The organism is Paenibacillus sp. UMB4589-SE434 (genome assembly GCF_030226685.1).
Taxonomy (GTDB): domain Bacteria; phylum Bacillota; class Bacilli; order Paenibacillales; family Paenibacillaceae; genus Paenibacillus_B.
Genome location: NZ_JASOYK010000001.1, coordinates 1,302,294 through 1,320,165, shown reverse-complemented (window position 1 = coordinate 1,320,165; position 17,872 = coordinate 1,302,294). Strand labels below are relative to the sequence as shown.

Genomic DNA, 17,872 nt, shown 5'->3' with positions numbered 1-17,872 from the left:
TGGCTAATTAAACTTTTGGAATAAAAAATAGCTGTCGAGAAGAAATTCTCGACAGCAGAAGCTCAACTGTTTAACTGATAATTTGCACCTGATATACTACCGTAATGATCTGACCAGGCGTCATCGTATGAAGCGGGAAGCCAGCGGCAGGATTATACGTCGGCTGATTGATGCCATTTACCACAACTGAACCAACGATAAAGACGGCATGCTGTGGTGTAGGGTCAATAAATATGACGTTGGTCACGTCAATGTTGCCATTGTTGGTGATCACAATCGTATACGTTAACGTATCCCCAATCGTAGCAAATTGTTTATCCACGGATTTAACAACAGACAAGTGGCCAAGCACAATGCTGGTAGTCGTAGTGTTAGAGTAGGCGGTTTGGCTGATTGGCGGCTGTTTAGGATCGACTAGTATGCTAAAGTTGAGTGCTGCTTGGTTGGTAACGATGTTGCTTGCAGGGACGGAGGTAACTATAGCCTGGAATTGAACTGTTAACGTATTGCCTACACCAATATCACCGAGGATAAAACCAGCCGTTGGGTCAAAATCTGGCCGCGCAGTACCATTAATAAGGACTGAACCTGATTTGAATGCTGCGCCTGCTGACGGTGTATCCTTGAATTGAACTTGAAGTGCTGGAGTATTGCCGGCATTGGTCAACACAATCGTATAGGTTAATACATCCTGTAAGGTGGCAATGGTCTTATTAACGGACTTCACTGCACTTAGCTGGCCTTGGACCACTGCTGTTGTTACCGTGTTACTAAAAATAGTGCTTGTAATAATCGTGCCATTTGGGTCAACGTAGTAGCTGAATTCCACCTGCGATTTGTTCGTAATTTGTGGAGGAGTCGGCAAGCTGTTAATTTTGACCGTAAAATCGATCGACACACTTTGATTTGGCGTCAAACTGCCCAGTGTAAATCCGAGTGTAGGATCGAGTGTCGGCTGTACAGTGCCATTGATTCTTACAGTTCCTGAAATAAACCCAGCCTCGAGCTGCAAAGTATCATAGAACCACACATTGCTAGCAGTTACATTGCCGGTATTTGTAACGACAGAAGTAAAGGTTAGACTGTCACCGACATTCGCATAGCTTTTATCCACACTCTTGACACTTTCAAGTCTTCCTACATTAACTTGTGTAGTTACAGTATTAGTTGTGGCTGATACTTGGATATCAGGACCGCTTGGATTCACTCGATATACTCCTGTAACGACAGCATAGTTCGTAATCGTACCAGCGGCTGGAATGGAAGATACTTGTGCCTGGAACTTGATGGTAGTAGTTGTACCTGCATTTAGTGGCGGAATAGGAAATCCGGAAATCGGGTTGAAGGTCGGCTGCGGGACACCATCTATGACGACACTTCCACTTACCACATTTGCCCCAACTGACAGGGTATCCGTAAAGAACAAGTTGGAGACGATTGTAGAACCTGTATTTTTAACTGTAATTGTATAGTTTAATATGCTGGATAGCGTCGCGTATGCCAGGTCAACCGCTTTGGTAGCGGTCAAACTTCCAAGTATGATGGTAGTAAAAACGGCATTTGAAGCAGTAGTCTTGGTATAGCTATTACCGTTTGGATCGATTTTGTACGTGTAGTTGGCAGTTGCAAAGTTGGATACGATATGATTCGCAGGCAAGCTTCTTACTGTTACATTAAATGACAAGTTCAACTGACTTAGTGTTGGGATCGTACCGATGATGAAGCCAACTGTTGGATCAAAGGTCGGTTGACTTTGCCCATTCACAACGACTGAGCCAGTGACAAATGCAAGGTCAGACTGTAGGTTATCTAAAAATGAAACGTTGAACAAGTCGACATTGCCAGTATTATTAAGCACAAAGGAATACGTGTACGTGTCACCAACAGCAGCATAGCTTTGGCTTGCCTGTTTGCTGAAGGCGAGCACGGCATTGTTAATCTGCGTTGAGGCGGTATTGCTGTTCACCTCATCTGTAATATCCGGACCTTCAGGTTGGATGCGATAAGTGAACGTGACTTGCGCAATATTGCTAACAAGAGAAGGTACGGGAACGCTGACTACGGTAGCCTGGAATTGCACAATACTGGAGCTGCCTGGAGTTAATGTCCCTAACGAAAAGCTTTGGTAAGGGTCATATCCGGGCTTAAGCACACCATTAATCGTAACGGAATCTGGCACAAACAGTAATCCGTTCGGAATAACGTCTCTAAAGTTGACGGCTGTTGCATTCGTATTGCCAGTGTTTGATATTTGAACGGAATAGGTAAGGACATCACCGATTGTGGCGTACGATTGACTTACGGACTTAGTTACTGCAACTAGCCCGACATTGATCGTGGTGGTAACAGTGTTGCTGACAGTAGCTGCATTTACTGGAGGCTTGGATGGATTACTGCTGTATAAATAACGAACTGTAGCCGTATTAGCTAACAAATAGTTATCAGGTAAACTAGTTACATTGACATCGAAGGTTATAGTAACAGTTGAATCAGGAGTAATGTCAATTAAGGAAAATCCAACATTCGGATCATAAGACGGCTGTGTAATGCCATTGATTTGCACGCTGCCAGGTACAAAATCCGCATTTGCTTGAACAACGTCCTTAAATTGGACAGAAGTACAGATCGTGTTCCCTGTATTCCGGACTGTAACGGTGTAGTGCAGCTTATCTCCAATGGTTGCATACGATTTGTCTACTGCTTTAGTTACTGTGAGTTGCCCAAGCCAAATATTAATGACTACGGTATTGGAAATTGCCGTTTTGGTCTCAACAGGATCACTTGGCGTTAACTGATAGCTGAAGGTCACACTAGCCGTATTATATACTTCTCCTGATAGGGGGACAGAAATAACTTTAACTTCAAAGGATATGAAAGCAGTATGGCCAGGAGCTAAATTGCTAAGCGAGATACCAACATTCGGGTCCAATGCAGGCTGTGCAGAACCATCAATGGTCACACTGCCAGGCACAAACGCTAATGCGGAAGGTACAATATCTTGCAGGCTCACACTTGTTGCAAGGACAGAACCCGAGTTGTTCACCAGAATAGAGTACGTAAATACATCGCCAATTGTGGCATAGCTGGCCGTGGCCGATTTTACTACCGTTAACTCACCCACAGCAATCAAAGTTTGAGTTGTATTTGTTATTGTATCCACGACTACAGGAGGCAGTTGTGGATCAAGTATATACTGGTAATGAATGGAGGCTAAGTTGCTTACGATGTTGTTGCTTGGACGGCTAATTACCGTAGCACTAAAAGTAACTGTTGTTGTGGTCTCACCAGGAATGTCGGTAAGTGTAAATCCTGTATTTGGATTGAGTGCAGGCTGTTGAACGGAGTTGATCGTAACCGAACCTTGATCAAATGACAGATTTGAATCTAATACGTCCACAAATTGAATTTGCTGTGCAGTCAAGTTCGTGCTGCCATTAGACAAAGAAACTGTAAAGAGTAGTTGATCTCCGATTTTGGCAACGGATTTATCAACGAATTTATTAACAGAAAGTGGAGTATCATCTACTTGGACGATCGTTTGGTTGGATGCCGCCGTAGCCGTGTGAATGACTCCGTTTGGATCGATATAATACGCATAATGAACAGTAGCTGTATTAAGCAATTGTTCTGTGCTTGGAATAGCGTTTACGAGAACTTGAAATTGAATCTCGATATTGGAACCAACCCCAAGGTCTGACAACATGAAGCCAACATTCGGATCCAGACCAGGTTGATTTACGCCATCAATAATCACTGTACCAGTTACAAAAGCAGATTCCGTCTGAATCGTATCCTGAAAAAATAGTTGTTGCAGCAAAGTGCTGCCTGTATTGGCTAACACTAAGCTGTACGTAATGACGTCACCAACACGAGTATAGTTGCGATTACTACTCTTCTGAACGATTAAACTGCCAACACGAATATAGGTAGTTACAATATTGCTGGTCTGAGAACCGACCAACGGCGGAGCTGTTGGATCAATTTGATACTGGTAGGTAACATTGGATGCATTCTGCACATAGCCGCTAAGCGGTAAATCGGCTACTGTAACTTTGAAGGATACTGCCACGTTTTCGTCAGGTGCTATTGTCCCCAGTGAAAAGCCGATATTCGGATCAAGCAGCGGAGATGCGGCACCATCAATCGTAACAGATCCAGCTACAAATGCAGTTGAGACAGGTATGCTATCTACAAAAAACACATCTGAAATGTTGATATTTCCCTTATTTTGAATCACTGAAGTATAGGTTAGAGTGTCTCCGATTGTGGCATACGTGTGATCCACAGTTTTGGTGTTCACTATATTTACCAAGCTAACAAATGTAGTCGCAACGTTACTTGTTTGTGAACCAGACAGAACTGCTCCAGCAGGACTCAACTGATACTGGTAGTTGATAGTTGCCGTGTTATCCAGCCTTGGAGGGAAAGGTACACTTACAACCGTCGCTTGGAAAATAACAACCGTTCTCCCACCAGCAGGAATGTTCGCCAGACTAAATCCAACGTTTGGATTATAATCCGGATAATTTATACCATCAATGGATACTGTTCCTGCCACCAGAGCGGCACCTGAAGGGATGATATCTTTAAAGCCAACATTCGCTAACGGCACAGTTCCTGTATTGTTGGCCGTGATCGTGTAGGTTAGGGTATCTCCAATTGTGGCGAAGGCTTTGTTTACTGTCTTAACCAAGGAAGAACCCGCCTGATTGATTATAGTAGTTACGGTATTGCTTGTGCTTGTGCCGGTGATTGGCGGCTGGCTTGGATCGACCGTATAGGAAAATGCTGCTGTAGCATAGTTGAGCACCGTATTTGGCGTTGGCACATGATCAACGGTTACACGAAAGCTGATACTGGCTACTTGACCTGCATTTAACGTGCCAAGCGGAAAGCCTGTATTCGGATTATAGTCAGGCTTGCTTGTGCCGTTGATCGTAACAGATCCAGGTATAAACAGGATACCATTCGCAAGCTGATCCTGGAGAACAATATTTGTTAGGGTCACATTGCCTGTATTTGAAAGGAGTAAAGAATAAGAATAACTGTCTCCAACTGTTGCATATATTTTGCTCGTACTTTTTGTTATGGACAAGCTGCCATTTGTAATGGTTGTTCTTACCTGATTAGAAGATGAGGTTGCTGTGAATGTTGGGGCGTCAGGTGCTGTCTGATAGGAGTAGGTGAAGCTGGAGGAGTTGTAAATAATTCCTACTGGCGGGATGCTGCTTACAGTAGCTTGAAAATCAATAGTAACCGTATCAGCAGGGCTGATATTACTTAACGAAAATCCTGTCAAAGGATTGTAAGCAGGATAATTTATCCCATTAATTTGAACGGTACCGGCCTGGAATGTTAAAGCTTCATTTAGATGATCAAAGAAGAACACATTGGTAAGTACTACAGTTCCTGTATTCTGAATAGTTGTGCGATAGACCAGCGTTTCGCCTAGCTGCGCATAGGCCTTATCCACACTCTTAATATGAGAGAATTGGACGTTATTTAATATCGTTTGAACTGTATTACTGAAAGCTGTCGAAGTAACGTGGTTGCCACTTGGGTCAGGGTAAAAATCGTAAATCAGCTTTGATTGATTGTATACGATGTTCGGGACAGGAATGTTAGTAACAATGGCTTGGAAAGTTACCATGACGGTATTACTAGGATCAATGCTGCCAAGACTAAAACCGATATTGGGGTCTGCACCTGGCACTACGATTCCATTGATCGCAACACTATTCGGGACAAACTGGGTGCCAGCCTGGATAGCGGCGAGGAAGATCGTATTCAAGGCATCTATATTCCCTGTATTTGAGACATTTACAGTATAGTAAAGTGTGTCACCGAGCACGGCATAGCTTTTATCGACACTTTCCTGGATGGTCAGCGTAACGAAGTTGGTTCTCGTGACAACTTTGTTGGAATCTTGCTCATCTGAAATGATAGGGCCGCCTGGCGTAATTTGATATTTAAACGGCACCTGCGCTATATTTTCAACGGTCTGACCAGGGTTTACCTGGTTAATTAATACTTGATACGTAATGATGTACGTTTGTTGTGGCTGGATGCTCGCGATCGTAAATCCTGTAAACGGGTTAAGCTCAGGACGGGAAACGCCATTTAAGGTTAAGCTGCCTGACACAAAGGTTGCTCCGGCTACAGGGGGCTCAACAACATTAACATTCACATCTGGGATATTTCCAATATTAGTTAAGGATAACGTATAGGTTACGGTGTCACCAATATTAGGATATTCATTATTAATAACACGTTTAGCTACAATTTCAACATATTGTACCCTGATGGCGGTATGGTTACTTGTAATGGTTAAGGTTGTTGGGGCTGTGCTGTCATTATATTGGTAGCTATACGTGACATAAGCAGCATTATCAACATAGTCAGACGGCGGTAAGGACTGAATCTTCACTGTAAATTGAACTTTGGTCGTCTGTCCAGGTTGCAAATTAGCTAACTGAAATCCAACGGTCGGATCATATGACGATTGTGCCGTACCATTAATCGTGACACTTCCTGCAATATATGTGCAATAAGGGCTGACCGGGTCTTGAAAGAACAGGTTGCTGAGCAGCTCTGTTCCCGAGTTTGTCAAATTTATGTTGTAAGTAACAAGATCTCCGATGCTTGCTGTATTCGTGGAAGCGGATTTCACAGCATTGAGCTGAGCAGCAACTACAGCATGTGCAACCGTATTTGTAGTTGCATTGTTCGTATAAATGGGCGAGTTAGCACCGGAGCTAAATTGATAGCTATAATTTGCCGTTTGGCTGATTTGTTGATTTACAGGCAGCCGATCAATGTGCAGTCCATACTGTAAATGTACGATACCGGCAGCTGGTATAGTGCCCAGGTTCACACCTGAAGCAATCGAGGCCCCTGTCTTCACAACGCCATTTACAATGACAGAATTCGGGACAAATGAACAATTTGCATCCACAGCTGCATTAAAGATGACGTTGTCAGCATTTGCCGCACCGCTATTTTGAACGATAATCTCATAAATAATTTCTTGGCCCACCTCGTAAGGATAAAGCAAATTTGACTCCGAACTATAGCCAGTGAGCACAGCCGAAATATTAGGAGATATGACTTTAACAGCAGAGCCAAGTGCCACAATTTGAATTCCATCTGTAGTGCCAGCTGCTGAACTTTGCAGCGCAATTAGTGATTGGTTATCTTCTAGGGTACTGCTAATATCCAGCCAACTTAAATCCCATTTATTGCGTGCGTTTATGACTTGAGTAGGTACAAAAGGATCATGGTTGTTTGTTCCATTTGTACCTTCAATATTAATTAGACCTACATTTGAACTTAGCGGATTACTCACATTAATCTGCCCTGCAAAAATATTGTTCCAAGGATTGTTTGGCGCAGTTGCCGGATTGGTATGGGGAACTCCCACCGTGTTGCCTATATTCGTCAACCGTGCAAAAGAGGGGCCAACCTTTAATTGGCTATTACTAGTCAACGAACTGCCATTTGCAGCAGCTACGTAAATTCCACCTGACTGTGGACTTTGTCCAACCGTAAAACCGGTAATGCTGGTCTGCAGTAGATTGTTATCATTAACATTTGCGATACCCGAAGAGAAGCTGATCAACTCTGGAGCAAAGGCATCGTTGCGATAAATAACAACTAATGTCCATCCTGCCTTTGTATTGCTAAGTCCAGTTGGCGGGATGCTTATTGGTACTTTGGACACCGTATATGCGCCACTTAATGATTGTGTGACGATGGAGGTTACATCAGCGGAGCGAAAACGATCAATAGAACCAGATACGTTCGTTATACTGTCTGTATAAATGGGGGTTATGGAATAATTGCCAGATGGAGTTGTCAAAGTTATAGCTTGATCAGCCAGGCTTCTTACATCCAGTGCTCCTGAGGCTGTACTGAACACTGTTGAATACCAAATGAGTTCTGCATACAAAATGGTGCTGTTCGCTTGGACCGAAATGGAAGCCGTACTCGCTGCAGAAGCCCAGCCTCGCGTTCCGTTCCCATCTAACGTCATCAGATCTGCCGTATTGACATCGACATTTGTTGAACTGCCGCAAGTAACCAAGCTGTTTCCAGTTGCAGCAATGATCGCTTTGTCAATAGTTGTATATCTTGTTATCAGCGTCAAGTGTGGTTCCCCTCCTTGCAATCGTGATTAGAAGGCATGCCAAATAAAATGCCCGTATCATCATATGTAAAAGCAAGAGAGGATGTTCCTAATTTTTATAATTAAACCAAGCCCAAATTGCAGAAGAGAGATAGAGCATTCACTTCTGAACAAGAACAGAATAGGATGGCAGTAATACGAATGAAGAAAGGATGTATGCGGTTGGACTCCGATGTACTGCTTCTGTCTCTTGATCAAGCGTCCAATATTCCATTGCTAAGTGGTGGTACAGTTTCTTTTCAGATTTATCTCCAAAACAAAAGCCCCAACGCCAAACTGTACAATGTCAGTTTATTGTTGAAGCTGCCTGATGGTATAAGCTACAGCACAGCCAGCTTGCCGCCAACCACTATACAAACGAATAGTGATGGCAGTTCACAGCTTTCATGGGTCAGTATGAAAGACTTGGCGCCACATGAACCTGCTTACGTCTTTACTATTACGGTATCTGGCAATCCAACCTATAAGAATGGAGCGATGATCCCCTTTGGCACGCTGATAACGGGTACTGTCGTGACGGGCCAAGCGGATACTCAGCCAAGAGGTAACGATGATAACAACAATTTAAAAATAACAGAGCAAAAAGTGATGTCCTTTCTGACTACCCGCTACACTTGTCAATTAACAGCTCCAAGCAAAGCGCTAAAAGGGGCGGGAACCGCGGTCAGCTCTAACAACTATTTGAACCCGTATACTATTTCCTGCCGCATTTTAAACAATACGACTGTATCCAGCAGCGCAACGATTACGATTCAGCTTCCAGACGGCATCCGATATATTGGGGCGTTGACTAGCTCAGGAACAGATGCAGCGCAGTTCCTTCAGCCAACCGTATCCAGTCCATTGCTGCCAAACAACTATACGCAGCTTAGTTTCCTGAGTAGGAACCTGTCAGCAGGCAGTGACACAACTGTATCCTTTAAGTTTGCAATTTGGAATCAGTATCAAAACAATCTTGGTCCGTTCTTACTGCACGGCAGCCCCTTGACGGTTACAGCTGTCATGTCAACGGATCAAAATCAGCTTGTACAAAAAGCAACTGTGATTGCTATGGATATTGTAGTAACAACAGCAATTGATCCCAAAGTAACGGATGTACAGAGCAATGTACAACTAACTTTTAACTACCAGACGGGTCAATATTATACTTTAAATCTGATCCAAACCGACTACTTCCTTCCGGACGGCTTTATCTATGTCAGCTCCAGCGAGCAGCCTACCAATATAATTAATGATGCTTCACGGCAGGGCACCACTGTCCGCTACCTTTTTTCAAGTGCTAATCCAGAAACCATTCGCAGTATAGTAATCCGTGCGACTGTCGATGCTTATTATCGTTATCGTTCTGCAAATCAAGTAAATATACCGATCACAGCAGGGGACGACTTCAAGCCTTCTGTTGCCTTAACAGCCGTAAATAATACACTGCATACGAATGTGTCAGATCAAGCGAGCACGTCTGCAAGTATCGTAACAGGAACAATCTTCAAACAATTTATTGGAGGGGCCTACCGGAATGGCACGCCAAAAAGCATCAAGGCACTCGCTCCCGGAGACCTGGCAAAATATCGGTTAACCTATAATGCCGCAACGATTCGTGCAGTTCAGAAATCTATCGTACTTGATGACTTTTTTCCTCTGGCGGCTAATCCTATTCAAAATCTAACCTACAACTTTACAGGTCCCCTGCCTTTACCTGGTTCCCCTCAACTCATTGATCCTCACGGAGTAGATTTCCAATATGGTGATATTCCGGGTCGTTCAACATCAACGATCGAGTTTCAGGTACCCATTCAATCTCTAGGAGGTAGTGGCCAGAACACTAATTTGATGAAATTAACGGGCAGCAATAGCTTCGGCTTTACTTATAGCAGTCGTGACCAGGTTGTAATTAATATCGGAACGCCAAACTTAACTTTAACCAAAACGGTGCAGGGGCCAAATCGTACAGGGATCAAAGCTGGAGAGGTGTACACTTTTTCCATTGTCATCCGCAACAGCAATACGCTTGGGACAGAAACGGATGCATTTAGTTTAGTGGTGCAGGATAACTTGTCTGCCTGGTATTCGCTCATTCCTGCTACGATCAAGGTGACAGGGACAGGTAGCTACGATGTCCCACAAGCAACAGGCAGCCTTATTACATGGCCTGTTATGAAGTTAGGACCTGGACAAGCGCTTACGCTCTCATATTCTGTAACGATCAGCAGCACACTCCCACCTGGGTTGACGATATCCACAACAGTTACAAGCAGTAATCCCTATTCACAACCGTATGAAGAAGGACAAGTGAACTTTCAGTATAGCGGACTAAATCGCTCCGCTTCTGTTACCTTAGCTTCGCCGGCTATCACCATCGCCAAAACATACCCAGCAGACTTATTAAAGGTAAACTCGACTGTTGATTACACAATCAACGCAACGGTGCCTCAGGGAACGATTGCATACGATGTAAGAGCAGCTGATCTTTTACCGGCGAATCAACAAGTTTATGTAGGCAAAGCCTTCTATAATGGCATCCCAATTACACCTACAGTGACGTCTAACACCATTACATTCCCTGGGGTAGGGACGATAGATGCAAGGATCGAAAAGAAAACGTTAACTTATAGCTTCCGCTGCTCGATTATAAACGCCAATAAAGCCGTAGGCGCAACTACGTCGCAACAAACCAACACTGCGCAAGTGACATACCGTTACACGGACACTGGGAGCAACGTTTCCTTAAACCGCAGCACAGGCTTAACGATCCAGCACCCGAATATCGTGCTGACGCTGACAGCAACAAGCGCACTCTCAGGTACCTTTTACGCTGCAAAAGCAGTAGTAGATGTCAATGAGGTGCTCATTTTCAAATTAGCGTTTGTTAATAACAGTGCTGTGGCGCTGATGAATGGAACGATCAGTCTCCCCATTCCTAACGGTTTTGTGTTTAATCGGATCAATACAAACGTGCAATGTACGTCATCTTATTCCGCCAGTACCCGTAAAATTACAATTAGTGTCCCGTCTCTGAGCGCTAATGCTTCTGGCTTTATGGCCTTTACTGTTGCCTTGCTGCCCACTATGAGATCGGGAAGTTCACTGACGCTGCAAGCAACCGCAGTTTCTTATACAAATGATATCTCATCCAAAGTGTATGGGGGAGAGCAAAGCAATGCATTTGTGACGAGTTTGCCACCTGGCACCTCCCTGCTGCCGTCACCAACAGATCGTATTAATGACAGTACCTCCTTTAGGGTTACTCCGCCAGGCTCAACGGCAATCATTACGAACTTCTTCCGTAATACAGGAGGAGGCTACGATGATTATACGCTCTCCATTGCTGCTGTCTCTATTGCGTACTCCTTACTTATTAATGGGCAGCGAATCACAACTGTGCCTCCAAATACGGCTTATTCGGCTGATCTATCCATCATGTCTAACCTCGAACCTAATGAATCGCGGATCATTTCGATAGAAAGCACTATTCCTGCCAATTCTTCGCTCGGCTCTCGCTATGACTTTGTGGTGACAGCTCGCTCCAAGACAACGCCTAATCCACAGAAGACAGTGCTCAATATTGATCCTTTTTGATGCATTACATCTCACTTACTCAGCAGGCTCAGTTGTACAAAGGACCTCTTCCCTATGAAGCGGGTTAGAGGTCCTTATATTCCTGCTTCGAGTCAATATTTCATACGATTGTTCGGTCGTGATTTGGTAGGCGGCCACGCTAAAAAATCAAATACATCTGGAGGGAGGCAGTCATCGTCTATTGTACATAGATTTTGATAATATTACTTTGGTATGTGCGAGTTCTATAGTTCTGTGCTTGCTGAACTCGGTAACGAAATCCTACTTGCGAGCGGCAGGTGACATACCCAGCACGGGGACGGGTCTGAGCAGCCACCAATAGGGTAATACTAATATGCTTGCTTGTTGCCAGCTTTCCTAGGAAAATACCATGCTGCAAAACAAAATCAGGGCAGCAATTGTTATTAAGCATGACCGATCCCGGAACTAAGGTAAGCTGCGGGGAGCATGCCTCATAAAGCCAAACGTCCGTAAGATCGATATTGCCTGTATTCTTAATTTGGATCGAAAGTTTCACGTACTCGCCGCAGTTTATTTCGAGTGCACTGGCACGCTGATAGAGCTCGATATCTGCTGTACTGAGCTGCACAATAGCGTCATTGCTGACGGCCTCATAATCATGAATAATGGAGGAGTCAGGAAACTGGTAATAACATACTGCTCTGGCCCGACAGTCTAGTTGCTGTCTGGTTGCATGTATATTGGCAGCAGAAAAGGTAATACGTCGGGTGTGGCCAACTGCCAATTGGCCCAATTCAACCCTATGTTCCTGTTGCTTGCATCCCCATATGATATCAGCACCGTCCACCATCCAAACAAGTTCTGGTAGACTAACATAAAGCAATAGTCCAAACACAGCGTGGTTGCCGCTGTTCTCAACAACAATAGTAAAGCTGAGCGTGTCGCCGATTTCCAGGGACGTACAATTAGCTATCACGCAAACCGCTATCTTAATCTCCCTCGCACGATAGGTCGATTTAACTTTATCATGTTCCCAAACTGCAGGTCTGCTGTTTGAGTCATCACTATAATAATAAGTTGCAACAGTCTCAAATGAATTGTTGTCGATAGGCTGCTGATCTTTATACGCATGCCTGTTCACACTGTATTTTATGATGGCAGTTCGATCTGGCTGGAGAACAGGAAGCAGCATACGCGCTGTTGCTGGATAGATGTCTAAACTATTGTCATAGAGTAAAGTTGTGCTTACGCTGCTTCTCAGCTCCGCCGGCAGAATAGATGTTATATTTAAATTATAAGCTGTACCTCCACCAACATTGTTAATTGTGACTATGATGAGTTGTCTGTTATCTGCCTCGCAGGAGGAGGTTGCAGGCACACTTCTTATTTGCAACCCATGGTGTTTCACATAAATGTGAACTTTGTTGCCAACAGCAATCCGTGGAAATGCGTCTTCGTCATACTGCGCGTTGCTATCATAATGAATCTGCACCTGATTGGTCACCCATGCTGAGGTGAGGGGAGTCGTTATCTCTGTTTCGTGAAATAGGCTGCAGCTTGCCCCAGGCTCAAGATGGGTAATATTTAATCCGTCGGGAAGCACACAAATTTGGTCTGCTGCTAATGCCTGCGCAGATTCGACTTCCCATCTAGGCGAGGATAGCAGGTCACTCACATGAATATTTACAGCCTTAATCGTTCCTTGGTTGTGTATGATCGTGTGAAATGGCAAGAGTTCTCCCACTGCGGCTGCATCTTGGTACACGCTAGTACAAACAGCAAGCTCGTAGTGTTGAATAATGGTGATGACGCAATTGCTTGATGTATGATAGGTGTTAGTCGGTGTCTTAAAAAAAGAGTGATCTGTCTGATAAAATGCTGCAGCTGTAATCCTTAGACAGTTGGGGCGAGGGAGCTCCGACAGTTCTATCTCATAATGGACAACTACGTCTTCACCTGGAAGAATACGTGGAATCGGTACATGATCCGGTGCTGAGAGCACCTCATTTTCGCTGCTTTTATCGGAGATCCAAGCTTGAATCCGGCTTGCTTCCCGTGGAAGAGTCAAAACCAATCTGACATGTTCTGCAAAGGTGTATCCCACATTAGTTACTCTTACAGCATAACGGATAGGCTGACACAATCCTGCTTCGCTTTGTCCTCCCATCAGCTGCAAAATTAACTTAGCTGGTCCTGCACCATAATGATGCGGCGTCGCCTTCGACGGGTTCTGGTTTGGCCAGGGAGGCAGGATGTAAATAAGTATGGGATCCGCTTTTGTAATGGTTTGCTGCTCGCTGCAGCTTGTCATCAGCGGACGGTATACACAATGGAGTTTTGATTGGATTAAACAAACTTTAGCACTCGTTATATCTTCTGCACTGATCACATATGTGATCTTAACGGTTGTGGAAGGTGAAAGCGTTCCAAGGGAAAATCCTCGTCCGGGACAAGCTTCTGTCCACCTCTCATCATTCACAAGTAAAGAGCCAGCCACTATATGAAGTCCTGCGGGTATGCTCGCGTAAAACCAGACGTCATCAGCAGTAATTGTACCAGCATTGGAGACCGCCACTTCACATTTCATTTGCACACCCGATGTGACATATTTGTGAGAGCAGGCAACAAAGAGAAGCAAGCATTTTCTGTACACACGGGTACTAACTGTATTACTGGATGTATTTCGTTTTATTGTACATGATTGACCATAACGTGGCATGTAGAATTCGGCTTCCGCTGAATTTAGCAGCTGTCTTGAATCTAAGGCCTCCTTACTGACTTGACACCGATAGGACACGACAAGACTAGCACCAGGCTGGAGGGTGTCTAGGTGTAGTCTGATAGCTGACACGAAAGGGTGATACGCCTTGCCGTTAATCCGCAAACTTCCCGGAATAAAGCACAGGTCAGCGGGTAAGGGATTTACATAATAAATACTACTTAATGGAACTAGAGCAGCATTTCGCAGCACAATGGTATATGTCAGTTGTTCGCCGACTTGAACACAATCCTGATCCACGCTCATACACATATCCAATAATGAAGCCTGTACGAGGATGGGGGCCGCATTGGATTGTGCTGTATTGTAGCTGATATGTTCACAGCTGTCATTATGAAAAGCGTAATTGATCCATGCAGAACTGCATATTAACTGGTTAGTAGTGATATTTGTTACCTCAGCAAGCAGACTTATCCAAGTTTCCGATTTCGGCCGCAGAGAGGCGAGACGGAATCCGTTTTGAGGATCTAATTTAGGTGCTGGAACTCCATCAACCCGTACACTTGCGGTTACAACTTGAAGTGGTGTGGCTAGTGGATCAGCAAACCAGACTTGTCCAAGTGTCGTATTTCCGATATTAATGATGTGATGCGTGAATCGAATAATGTCTCCTACCAAAGCTAAACGTGTACAAGTCTGTTTGTTTAAGCTGACATCCACATGCTGAACTATAGTATAAACCCTATTGCTGCGGCTGGTTTTTGTTAACAAGTGATATGGATCAAGCTGCACATATTGATATGTGATCTCAGCTTGATTATAGACTCGTCCATTCGGTGGGAGTGCTGTCACCACTGCTGCAAACGTAATGGTATAAGCAGTGCCTCGGCTTAATTGCCCCAAGTGACAACCCGTTTGCAAATCACAATGTGAACGTTTCAAACCATTCACCGTGACTGTCCCTGGAACAAGCGTCAGCCATGGCTCTAAAATATCACGTACCGTTGCACCTATAATGCTTGTATGGCCGCGATTGGAAACCTGGAGTGTGTAGACGAGTTGATCTCCTACTGCAGCATACTTTCGGGTAACCTTTTTAGTAAGGCTGATATTTAAATTATGAATGTATGTGGTCACCATATTGCTTGGCTGTGATACGGAAATAGAAGGTTGATCAGAAGCAATTTGATACGTATAGGGTACAACTGCCTGATTGCGAACATGCTGTAACGCTTCTATGCGGGTTATCCTTGCTTTAAATTGAATGCAAAGCGAGCGGTTTGGCTTTACATGATCCAAGTGGAAGCCCTTATAAGGATTTTTGTTAGGACAAGCTCGCCTGTCTATTATTACACTATCTTCTACAAAGCTCATACCAGGGGCGGGGCTAAGGTAAACGGGAACCTGTTCAGCCGTTTCGTTGCCACCATTGCTAAGACGCAAAATTAGGTCTACAACGTCCCCAATATTGCTGCCTTTAGATTTCATAAGAAGGTTACGATAAATTTGTGCATAATGAAGCCAAACCGTTGTTGTCTGACTTCGAATCGTATAGTTTGGCCCGGTACAGCCGTTTGGATGAAAGAACGAATAGTTGATCTGTGCTGCAGTTTGGAGTTGACTATTTGGAGGAATATGCTGCAGCTTCAAGTCGTAGCGGATGAGCGTTGTTATACAATCATCGATTTTATATAAGTAAAAGCCAGCCAACGGGTCAGCATCAGGAAGGAATTGGCCGTTAACGGTTAACGTACCAGGAACGTAATAGCAATCATGGTAAGCCATATCTCTAAAAAACACGTTTGAAAGTTTCCTGTGCCCAAACGATGCAATCTGAACGTTGAATGTAATAGAGTCCTGCAAGCGCGCGGATGTAACATCCGCATATTGAGTCACATTCAAGTTGCTCTGCTTATTTGGCACGGGGATGTTGACATAATTGGATATTGTTCGAGCGTGACAGCGAGTTAAGGATACCTCAAAGGTGTATGTAATTGAAGCGACACACGTTATCAGATCACGTGGCAGCTCATTTTGATCAATCAGCTGCTCATCGATTACGACTGGAAATCTAATTGTGACGGTTTCATTCGGAAGTAGATCCGAAATCGTGACGATTCCACTTTTACAGCTCACCACGGTTGGCGCGCTCTGATTAAGGACACCTATTAGTTCTTTGAGTAAAATTCCCCCTTCAGTAGCATAAAACGATGCCAATATCGAGTCTGCCTTTTGATTCCCTTCATTAAATAGCTGCAGCTCATAAAGTTCAATTTCCCCATACTGGTAATCTATGTATTCCCCCAGTCGATTCAAACAGGACTTGATAAGTGCTCCGTCTGAATCCAACTGAACTGCCATCGTAAAAATATCCGACCACTCTGTTCTCTGAGGAACAGAACATACGCAGATGAGTTGGTTTTCAAATGAAGGATTCGTCAGCTGCAAAGGGGAGGCTTGTAATTGACGCATCCAAGCTGGATTCAACACAGGTTGAGCATCATTCATCGGTGTACGGGTCGCGTAATAAGAGCCAATATCACCTGTTAGTGCTTGTGCATTTGCAGCGCAAAGCCATAAGTTGAACTTAATATTTGTACTGGGAAGGCGGAATCCAGTAAGCTTCCAGTGGTGAGATTTATGTTGGCTAACATGTTCATGGCCCGTTACCAGATTAATGTATTGTAAAGGCAAGGAGGGATGCTTGATGATGACATGCAGTACCCAGCCGCATTGCAGCATTGAATGGATGCTTTCCCAAGCGGGGATCGTAACCGAATAGGTTCCTGATTTCCATTCTGTCACTATTGAAGTGAGATCAGCTGAACATATGCAATGGCTTGCTTGTCCTTTTTGGACAATGTAATTTGTTCCCTGTTCATTTATTTGGTAATAACCGATGGGTGTACCCAGATTCACGCGGTTTACATGCAAATCACTCATTTCCTTCATATCCACGCCAGTTGTGAATGATGCGAACCAGGTAAGTTCTGCATGCAAAATATCACACTCAGGTAACAGTTCCAAAGTTGTGTACGGAGTCGTCAAATTGTCAGCAGAGCCACTGCAATGTTGCCCAGTAAAAGTTACAGCCGCTGTATCAATCGTGGAATAGCGTGGAATAAGCGGCATAGTTCTGCCTCCATTATCTTAATATCTCTTTTATAGTTTATGAAGGGAATCATTGGTTATAACCTAATTCGTTAGTTTAACCAATAAGATGACAGTGGTGCATTTTTGACACTCATTTCTCTTATAAGTTAAGAACAGAGATTAGCTGCTGTGAGATTCCAGTACTTTACTGGTATACGAGTAATGAGCACAAAGCTATTCGTAACTCTGCGCTGCTGTTTAACAGCGTCGTTTCAAATTGTAAAGTGGAACAACTGCTTGGTTATAAACACGGAGAGTTAGGAGCTTTTCGTCCCCAA

3 protein-coding genes are annotated in these 17,872 nt (G+C 44.1%); 1 reads left to right on the top strand and 2 read right to left on the bottom strand.

The genetic code is table 11. The features are described 5' to 3' along the window. Nucleotides 1-70 precede the first annotated feature (70 nt). The gene (locus QP775_RS05515) at nt 71-8,146 is read right to left on the bottom strand and encodes a beta strand repeat-containing protein (RefSeq protein ID WP_285104297.1); all 8,076 of its coding nucleotides are present in this window, start codon (nt 8,144-8,146) and stop codon (nt 71-73) included. A 165-nt stretch (nt 8,147-8,311) separates the two neighbouring features. Here QP775_RS05515 and QP775_RS05510 point away from each other — a divergent pair, with 165 nt between their 5' ends. Continuing rightward, entirely contained in the window at nt 8,312-11,761 is a 3,450-nt protein-coding gene (locus QP775_RS05510) for a COG1361 family protein (protein WP_285104295.1), read from the top strand. Between the two features lie 178 nt (nt 11,762-11,939). On the opposite strand, the gene QP775_RS05505 is transcribed toward QP775_RS05510, so the two are convergent. Next, complete coding sequence (locus QP775_RS05505) at nt 11,940-17,573, bottom strand: hypothetical protein (RefSeq protein WP_285104294.1); 5,634 nt, start codon at nt 17,571-17,573, stop codon at nt 11,940-11,942. Between the last annotated feature and the right edge of the window lie 299 nt (nt 17,574-17,872).